The sequence below is a fragment of the uncultured Gimesia sp. genome (assembly GCF_937910335.1).
In the GTDB taxonomy this organism is placed as follows: Bacteria; Planctomycetota; Planctomycetia; order Planctomycetales; family Planctomycetaceae; genus Gimesia.
Genome location: NZ_CALEMX010000152.1, coordinates 1 through 8,980, shown reverse-complemented (window position 1 = coordinate 8,980; position 8,980 = coordinate 1). Strand labels below are relative to the sequence as shown.

4 protein-coding genes are annotated in these 8,980 nt (G+C 46.9%); 2 read left to right on the top strand and 2 right to left on the bottom strand.

All coding sequences use genetic code 11. The features are described from left to right. Positions 1-499: 499 nt before the first annotated feature. Together Q0668_RS06160 and Q0668_RS06155 are read left to right on the top strand one after the other, a co-directional pair. The gene (locus Q0668_RS06160; RefSeq protein ID WP_298861393.1) at positions 500-1,519 is read left to right on the top strand and encodes a DsrE family protein; all 1,020 of its coding nucleotides are present in this window, start codon (positions 500-502) and stop codon (positions 1,517-1,519) included. A gap of 224 nt (positions 1,520-1,743) precedes the next feature. Beyond that, positions 1,744-2,352: a glycine zipper domain-containing protein gene (locus Q0668_RS06155; RefSeq protein ID WP_298861390.1), complete on the top strand. Its 609-nt coding sequence runs from the start codon at positions 1,744-1,746 to the stop codon at positions 2,350-2,352. A gap of 74 nt (positions 2,353-2,426) precedes the next feature. Here Q0668_RS06155 and Q0668_RS06150 read toward each other — a convergent pair whose 3' ends face one another. Then, positions 2,427-7,598, bottom strand: coding sequence for a protein kinase (locus Q0668_RS06150; RefSeq protein ID WP_298861387.1), 5,172 nt, complete (start codon positions 7,596-7,598; stop codon positions 2,427-2,429). A gap of 132 nt (positions 7,599-7,730) precedes the next feature. Beyond that, the coding region (locus tag Q0668_RS06145) for a hypothetical protein (RefSeq protein ID WP_298861384.1) at positions 7,731-8,980 on the bottom strand (1,250 nt) is incomplete at its 5' end.

Sequence of the window (8,980 nt, the reverse complement as noted above, 5' to 3'; positions counted from 1 at the left end):
GATTTTCAAAACAGAGGGACTTTTATAGTAGTGAGATTTTCAGTGTTCTCAATAAGCAGTGCTCAAAATACGCATCCCGCGCGCGACGCGTAACTACGCATATTCGCGAAGGGCGAGACGTCGTCAAGGCCTGTTTATTCAGTGCACATTTTTAAGAGGTAATTTGAAAGACGGGACATGTTAATCGAGTCTGCTGGCATCAACATGCCTATGAAGAAGGATGAGAGTTTCCTGGAATTAATCGTTTACACAAGTAGAAGGGTTGAAATATCGTAATGTCACGATATAATGTTGTTAAGGGTTTAGATTGAAGGGAATTCATTCCCGGGGGCCGGGATGGAACCCGTTTGTGGGGTTTTTTCGGAGTGACTATGTGATGCAATTTTGCCATTTTTTAAGCGGATTGGTTCTATACTAATTGAGGTCGACGATGATTCGGATTCGGCGTTTACCGGAATCGCTGGGCTTTGAATCAGTGGAATGATGAAGGAGTAATGTGATGTTGATGCGACAACTGAAAAATATGGTTTTGATTGTATTGATGTGTAGCACGACAAGTTCTGTACTGGCCCAGGGAGGTAAAGGACGAGGGTTTCGAGGAGGTCGAGGCGGGCAGGGGCAAGCACATGCGAGAGATCATGAGATCTTTCGGTTTCTGTTGACAAATCATATGAAAATTAAACGGACCGTTAAAGAACTCCCGAATGGTGTGAATACGCTCACTGAATCGGATGATCCTCAGATTGCTGCCAAGATTCAGGAGCATGTTGGCTGGATGAAAAGCCGTGTTGAGAAGCATGAGCCTATTCGACTTCGCGATCCCTTATTTGCTGAGCTTTTCCGGCACACTGACAAAATTAAGATGGAGTATCAAAAGACTGCCAAAGGGGTTCGCGTGATAGAAACATCTGCAGACCCCTATGTTGCGAAATTGATTCAATCGCATGCAAAAGCGGTTTCGGGTTTTGTCAAACATGGTTTCAGGGAGGCGATGAAGAATCATCCGGTTCCCAAACAGAACAAGTCGCCGAAAAGCGATCAAGTTCAGTATATCAATCCTGTCATTAAGCAGTATGGCAAGGTTGTCAAACTTCCCGGCGCCGCCCAGCAACCTCGCAAGGGAAGTAAGCTCTGTGTTGATTTGACTCGTGGCGGCGATGCGGACCAATTAAATCCTGCGATCGAGAAGGTTGCCCGTTTCGTGAATATTTATGAGGGGGCAGGCAAATCGTCCGTAACGGCACAAATTGCTCTGATCTTGCATGGTGATGCGACGCTGGCGGTTCTGAATGATGATGCTTACGCGAAGCGGTTTGGAACAAAGGGGAATCCGAATCTGGATTGCCTGCACGAATTGCATGAGGCAGGAGTGGAAATCTATGTGTGTGGGCAATCTTTAATCGGTAAAGGAGGCAAGCAGGAAGATCTGGTCGTCTTTTCAAAAATGGCGGTTTCTGCATTGACGGCGATTGTGAATCTCCAGGCAGATGGATATGGCTATGTGCCGCTTTTGAAATAGGGGGCTAGGTATTAATCAGGTCTGTGGCGTGATTGACTGGGTTTTCTGTTCAGTTCCATTGCTCGTTTGGTTTGCAAATTCATCTGTACAATTATCGAATTATCTGATATTGAGAGACTCCATTTTCCGATGTAATTAGAGGAGCCGGGGTAAGTGCTGTCGGATTTGCCTAAAACCCCGATTGTTGTAAAAAGTGCAAAGTTTGAGTGGAAGGATTCACACAAATGACCTGCGTGTCTCATCAAATCGTACTTACATTTCTGTTGAGTGGTTTATTACAGGTGGGTTGTAGTTCGATGAATCATACTCAGGCCGGTGCCGCGAATGGTGCGGGTATTGGGGCTGTGACTGGTGCTATTATTGGGAGTCATACTGGTGATGGAGGCGTTGGCGCTTTGATTGGTGCGGCGACGGGTGGCCTGGCGGGTAGTTTGATCGGAAATGCAGAAGATGAACGCGTTGAACGTGATGTCGCTGTCGCTCAGGCGCATCATGAGCAAAAAGCACGCGCTGCGATTCGAAACAGTGATGTGCTGGAAATGTCGCATAATGGAGTGAGTGACTCTGTGATCATGGGTTCCATACGCAGTCGCGGTGGTGCTTTTGATTTGCATCCGCAGACTCTCATTGCATTAAAACAGCAGGGGTTGAGTGATCCGCTGCTCGAATTTATGCAATCACATAATTACGTTCCTGCATCTGAAGCTGTTGTCATCAAACACAGGCCGGCGCGCGTTGTAGGAGGACCTGCGGTTGTGTATGTGACGCCTCGTCCTCGACCCCGGCGTCCCGTTCGGACACGCATGGGATTGCATGGTCACTTTCATTTTTAAAGTGTCTGAAGCGAACGAGAATTTAGCCTGTTTCCAAGTTTAATGAAAGGCGCTACGGTTAAATGGGATGCGCTCTAGCGGTTTGATTTTGCGACTTGTGGTGCTGGCTTATTTTTCCAGTCAACCGTGAGCCATAAGATTGCCTGTCCATCCTGACTACCGGTTGCCACGTAGCGTCCGTTAGGTGAGAAATCAACAGAAGTCACTCCTTGTCCATGGCTATTGAGTGTGAGGATTTCTTTCCCTTTTTCTGAATCCCAGAGTTTCGCGGTGCCATCTTCACTGGCAGAAAAAACACGAGTGTCATCAGGCGAAAAGACCACCGAAGTTACAGGAGCAGTGTGTCCGGCAAGAACCAGCTTATTCTGTGTGGCGATATTCCAGATAATGGCGGTGTTATCTTCAGAAGCTGAGATCAATCGTTTTCCATCATGTGAGTAGGCGACTTCTAGAACCGGCCATTCGTGGCCTTTAAATGTTTTTAGTTTTTTACCGGTTTTAGAATCCCATAAGACGAGCGTTTTATCATCGGATGCGGTTACGATTTGTGATCCATCGGGCGAGAAGATGGCGCTCGTTACATGGGTTCCACGCTGATCGAGAGTTAGGATGACATTGCCGCTGACGGTGTTCCAGACTTTTGCCGTACCATCATCGCTGGACGTTAAAATGTATTTTCCGTTTGGAGAGTATCTTGCTGTGTTGACGTACCCTTGATGTTTCTGTTCCAGTTTCTTTTCTGCATGGCCGGTCTGGGTATTCCAGATTTTGGCGGTGTTATCCCAGCTGCCTGTGACGAGCCATTTGCCATCTGGAGAAAACGAGGCTGAGGCCACAACGCCATGCGGGTGAAAGGCCATGACCTGTTTGGCAGTCATACCATTCCAGAGTCGGGCATCGCGCCCGCCGACCGTGAGGATGGAATCATGATAGGGCGAAAAGATGGCAGTCCATAACATGCCGCCTTTGGTTTTGAAATCGAGAAACGGAGTCAGCTGACCATTTTTGCCGGGAATACGGAGTTCTTTTCCGGTGTCGACTGCCCAAACCTGAATTACTCTCTGTTGGACATTTGCGGTAAGAATCCGTTTGTTGTCATGGGAAATACTGACCGAATTGATCAGTCCCTTAGCTGGTTGAATTGTTTGAATGACTTTAGGGGTTGTGATGTCCCAGATTCTAACCAGTCCATCGGCACAACTGGTGACTGCCTTTTTTCCATCCTTGAACACTGACATGGAAAGAATGGCATCGGGATGTTTCAGGATTGACTTCTGGTTTTCTTTGCCGGTTGCTACATCCCAGTTGCCGACGGTATTGTCACCGCTGGCTGTTAGTATTGTTTTGCCGTCTGGCGTAAACTTGATTGAGGTAATTCGACGTGTGTGTCCTTCGAGTTTATGCAGTAATTTTCCTGAGGAGACATCCCATAGCATACATCGACCACGTGCATCACCACTGGCACAGAAGCGTCTGTCAGGTGAAAAGGCTACAGCGCTGACTTCTGATTTATGTCCTTTGAGTTCTTTGATCCGCTTTCCAGAATCGATATCCCAGATGCGGACTGTTTTTTCATCGCTGCCAGTGAGTAATAATTTGGCATCCGTAGAGACAGCAATGGCTGCGCTGCGTCCGGTGTGTTCAAATCGTTTGTGTTCCGTGCCTGTCTGAATATCCCATATTCGTACGGAATTGTCGACTGCGGCTGTTGCCAGTCGTTTATGGTCTGGTAAAAAGACGGCACTGGATGCCAGAAAGGAATGTCCTTCGGTGAACTCTTTTTGTGCTTTTCCTGTTGCGACATTCCATGAGATGGCGGTTTTATCTCGACTGGCTGTGACCAGTTGTTTTCCATCCTTTGAAAAAGAGACATCGAGAATGGCATCGACGTGTTGTGCGAGGACTCTGCCTTTTAAGGTTCGGATTTCTGCATAGTCGGCAATATTCCACAGCTTCAAATTTGCATCATGACTGGCTGAAATAATCCATTTGCCATCGTTTAACAGTTTGGCCGCTTGGATCCAGCCGTCATGGCCGCGAAATGTTTTAATTGCTTTATTCGTCGCGATGTCCCAGAGTTTTACGGTATTGTCATGACTGGCGCTGATGATCATCGTGCCATCGTTTGTGAATTCTGCCGATTGAACGCTTTCCTGGTGCCCATCAAAGGCAGTGAAGGGAGGTGTTTCGTTTTTCTTGCCTGATACGATTTTTGAGAAATCATAGGGCACAATATCTTCAGGTCTCCATAAGAGGATGCGTCGGTCGTATCCACTGGTAATGACTTGTGTGCTTTCGGGGTCAGGTGAAAAATGGGCAGAATAAACGGGTCCCTGATGTCCGGTGAAGGAGGCTCCGTGTTTTCCAGTTTCAACATCCCAGATGACGGCTGTACCATCCTGGCTGGATGTGACAATCCTCCGTTCGTCGGTTGAGAAGTTTGCATCCCAGACCCACCAGTTGTGGCCCCAGAATTGTTTGAGTTGTTTTCCGGTTTTTACATCCCACAGTCGGGCGGTTTTATCGTAGGAACTGGAAAGCAGGCGGGATCCATCTTTGGAAAAGGTAATACTTAATACGCCTTCCGTGTGTGCTTTTGCAAAAGGTGTTTTTTGAGTGGCATCTTCAAAGGTTCGTGGAATTTGTGATTGGGTTTCCAGGTTCCAGAGCTTGATGAATCCTTGCGGATCTTCCGAGCCGGTCGCCAGGAATTTGCCATCAGGGCTGATGGCAACCGCTAATACGGGAAATTTGTTATGGCCGAAGGTTGCAATGACTTTTCCGGTCACGCGATCCCAGAGACGTGCGATGCCGTCTTTTCCGCCGGTGACAAAATTCTTGCCATCGGTGGAAAGTGCCAGTGAGTCAATGGGTGCCTGGGCATTGAAAGTACGGCTGCTTTGAGAGCAGAGATGCATTAAACGGCCCCATTCCCAGTTTCGTAATTCTTCGGGGCAACCATTTAGTAACTGGATGGCACTTTCGAAGGCGTTTTCATCAATTTTTGCAGCGGCCAGTCCAATGCGGGCAATGTATGCTTCGTACTGTTCTTTTTTCTGAGCAGTAACGGCTTTCTTTGTTTGTACGACCGCCTCTTTTTCTGACGCTTCTGCTGCTTTCTGAGCTATGCGAGCATTGTCACGCTCATTCTCTGCCTCTTTTTCAGCTGCCTCAGCATCCATGCGGGCAATGTCGGCTTTATCTTTTTCTGCGGTCGCTTTTTTACGTTCAATCGCTTCCTGGGCGCGAGCGTCATCAGCTTTTTTGCGTTCAGAGACTGCGGTATCCCGTTCTGTTTCGGCGACTGCCTCTGCTTCCAGGGCGCGATTTGCTTCAGCGCGAATCCAGAAGAAGGCTCCGGTGACGATAAACAGCACTGCTGCTACCATGCCGACAAAGACTCGTTTGGCAGTGCGTAATCTATGCTGACGAGCATCACGCTCTGATTGAGCTGCTTTGATCTGTTCCATCAATTCGGCATGAGTTGGCTCTTGCTCATTAAGTAAGGAAAGACCGAGATCATAGTCTCCCTTTACATAGGCAGTATTCGCATAGCTCAACGTTGCTTTGGTGACACCTGCTTGGGCAGTGGCATTTTCCGGCCAGAGTGAGAGTGCTTCCTGATAACCGAAGACAGCACGTGAAAACAATTCGTAGTTTTCTGTATCCGTCGCTTTTTCTAAATCGGCTTCTGCTCTGGTTGCCAGCGAAATACTTTCAGAATGCGACTGGTAATCCATGATGGCTTGTTGAAAAGTCTGCACGGTCTGATAGCGATCATCGGTTTTTGAAGCCATTGCTTTCAGCGCAATGTCTAGTAGTTCCCCTTTTTTCTCGGTCGGAACGATTTTGTTTTTGGCAGCCGCCATCAGGCATTTCATGGCGGTTTTGCCTGTATGAGGTGGTCTTCCTGTAAGGATTTCAAACAGGATTGCCCCTAGTAAATAGATGTCTGAAAGGGGTGATATTTTATCAACAGGTCCGGTTGCCATTTCAGGCGCCATATACGCGGGGGTTCCACCCATGCTGGATGTTGTATTGATGCTATTGGATTTGCGGAAACCGGATGTAGATTGTGCCAGTCCCCAGTCCATGACAAGGACTTCGCCGAACGCACCGAGCATGACATTTTCCGGTTTTAAATCGCGATGCACAACGCTTCTGGAATGCGCGAATGCCACGGCATCGGCAACTTTCATCAGGATATTCAGGTTTTCAGCGATTGAAGATTTCCGAATGGACTTTAACCAGGGGCGGCCTTCCACTTTTTTCATCGAATAGAAGAGGGCGCCGGTGTTATTACTTCCTACATCATAGATGGGAACAATATTGGGGTGGTCCAGTTCGCCGGTGACGACTGCTTCTGCTAGAAATTTGTGTCGCTGGTCAAGGTTTTGTGCGGTTTTGCTTTTGAGCATTTTGACTGCGACTTGCCGGTCAATGGAAGTCTGCCGGGCGGTATAAACAACTCCCATTCCGCCCTGACCAAGAATTTCCAGCAACTCGTATTCTGCATCTTTAATTATTTCAGACTTTGTCGTATCACTGAAATTACGTTTTTTAATGACCAGAGGTGTTTCATCAGTCAGATCTTCTTCGGGAATATCCTGCGCTTTGATGGTCATTTCAGGACCTTCCTGCATCGTCTCCATCCCGTCGCCCCAGGCTGCGTTCATAGTCGCCATCATTTCCGGAGGTACATCACCGGAAACAATCGTGGCATCAATATCACTGGGCGTATAGTCATTCCCTTCGACTAATGTGGCATTGATGTCTTTATCGATGGTCTCTTGATTGATTACCAGCGTTTGTTCGTTCAGATCATCGGCGCGTTCACCTGGTATTTCACTCATCGTTTCCATATCGGGTGAAGCTGCTTCATTGTCAACAGAAAGCGTCTGGTCCATATCCAATGACTCCGGGTCTACCATTGTCGCATGGATATCGTCAGGATAATCCTCTTCCGTAATGGTCTGGTCGTTCATTGAGTCTTCATCCATCGTATTCATTTCAGAATCAGATGGATTTTGAGCCTCGTTGTCTGACTCGGGAGTCGATTCTTCTGAGGTCTCGAAAATTTCACTGGAAAACTCTTCCGATTCAAATTGATCTGAGAGAATGGTTTGATCATTTTCTTCAATCCGATCGTCAGAATCGAAATCTGCATCGGACTGGGTCTGATCGTTGTGAGAGTTCAGATCATCAGACGAATCGTCATTGTGTTCATTGTCTGGAGTGTTGTTCATTATCGTACCCGCATGTTACCGTTGAATTAATTTAAAAATAGCAACGGTCGTCTCGTTAAAATATGATATCGGAAAATTGGATTGAATACAGTTTTTAAGCTCTATGATGAAGGATACCAGTATTGCATGGTATCATTGATTTCTTTTAAATAAATTGTAGTTACGGTTAAGTAATCGTCTGCCGTATTTACCCATTGCATCGTCAAATTCGTCTTGTTTTACGGGCTTTTTAAGCAGCGACTTCCCATGAAAATAACCTGAGAGTAGGGCAGCGCTACTCCATACTTTTTCAGAGTGATCTGCTTGCAGACCATTTAACTCTGTTGCAGATTGATTCGCGTTTGTACTAACTCTATTTTGGTCATAAAGCAGGCCAGTTGAAGTGCCGTCGATTAAAATCCGATCTGAAAATAGTAAGTCTTCCGGAGTTGAAGCATTGTCTGCATCGGTGGAGAATACCGTTGTCAGCGTTTTCAATTCTTCCTGGAAGAGATTAGTCCTGCTCGAGAGCGGCATCGACTCTTCTATTTGCCTTTGGGTTGTGCTGTTGTCGGCGTCAGGGTTTTTCTGGTTTGCGGGATTTGATTGATCTTCAGTGACATCCGTTGCTTTTCCACCACGAATATCGACGTCCATTAATAGTCGAATTCGTTCTTCGCCAGCTTCTTTTAAGTAAAGCTGATAACGGCCATCCGGTAGTGATTTGAAGAGTTTTGGTAAGTTATCCAAATCAGATTCCTGAACGACAACATCTTCAATGACATCACCATTGGGAGCCAGAATTCTTAAGAAGACCAATCGTTCTGCATTCTTATTGGCTTCATTGATTGACGATTCAATTGAGACAGTATCTTTTGATGTAAATACGGTCTGTTGATTAGACGTCGAATCAAGAATCACTTCCGTCGACGGAAATATCAATAAAGGTACCTGAGGCGTGGTGTCAATCGCGACGGTTGCCAGTCCATCGCCGGGAGTTTCTAAAAACCCTGTTTCCGTTGTAAAGTCCAGATTGCCGCTACCATCTGAGAAAGTGAACTGCATGTCGCCTTGCATGGTAACGATGATGGGAATCGGTGCAGCCGGGTTTGCAATATTGGGGTTTGCTGCATAATTGTGTGTGAAGATAAATGACCCCGGGTTTGAAAAGTTCGTGGTCTCAACGGTTCCATCACCCCAGTCAATAGTAACGAAAAAGTTTTCTTCAGTAAAACGACCGAAATCACCAGTTACTGTGGCATCACCAGTTGCCTGAATTTGTGGAGTGAAAATATTCCGCAAGTCGGGAGGGATGTCGTCAGCAATGGCGCCTGTCTCTGAATTCAAAGTCATGTTGGAATCGAATAAGACACCATTGGTGCCATGGGGCGGCTGGTCGAACA

What these genes read in the sequence shown, in the direction of transcription:
- Q0668_RS06160 (WP_298861393.1), top strand. Translation starts at nt 500, where the DNA reads ATGTTGATGCGACAACTGAAAAATATGGTTTTGATTGTATTGATGTGT.
- Q0668_RS06150 (WP_298861387.1), bottom strand. Translation starts at nt 7,598, where the DNA reads ATGAACAACACTCCAGACAATGAACACAATGACGATTCGTCTGATGAT.
- Q0668_RS06155 (WP_298861390.1), top strand. Translation starts at nt 1,744, where the DNA reads ATGACCTGCGTGTCTCATCAAATCGTACTTACATTTCTGTTGAGTGGT.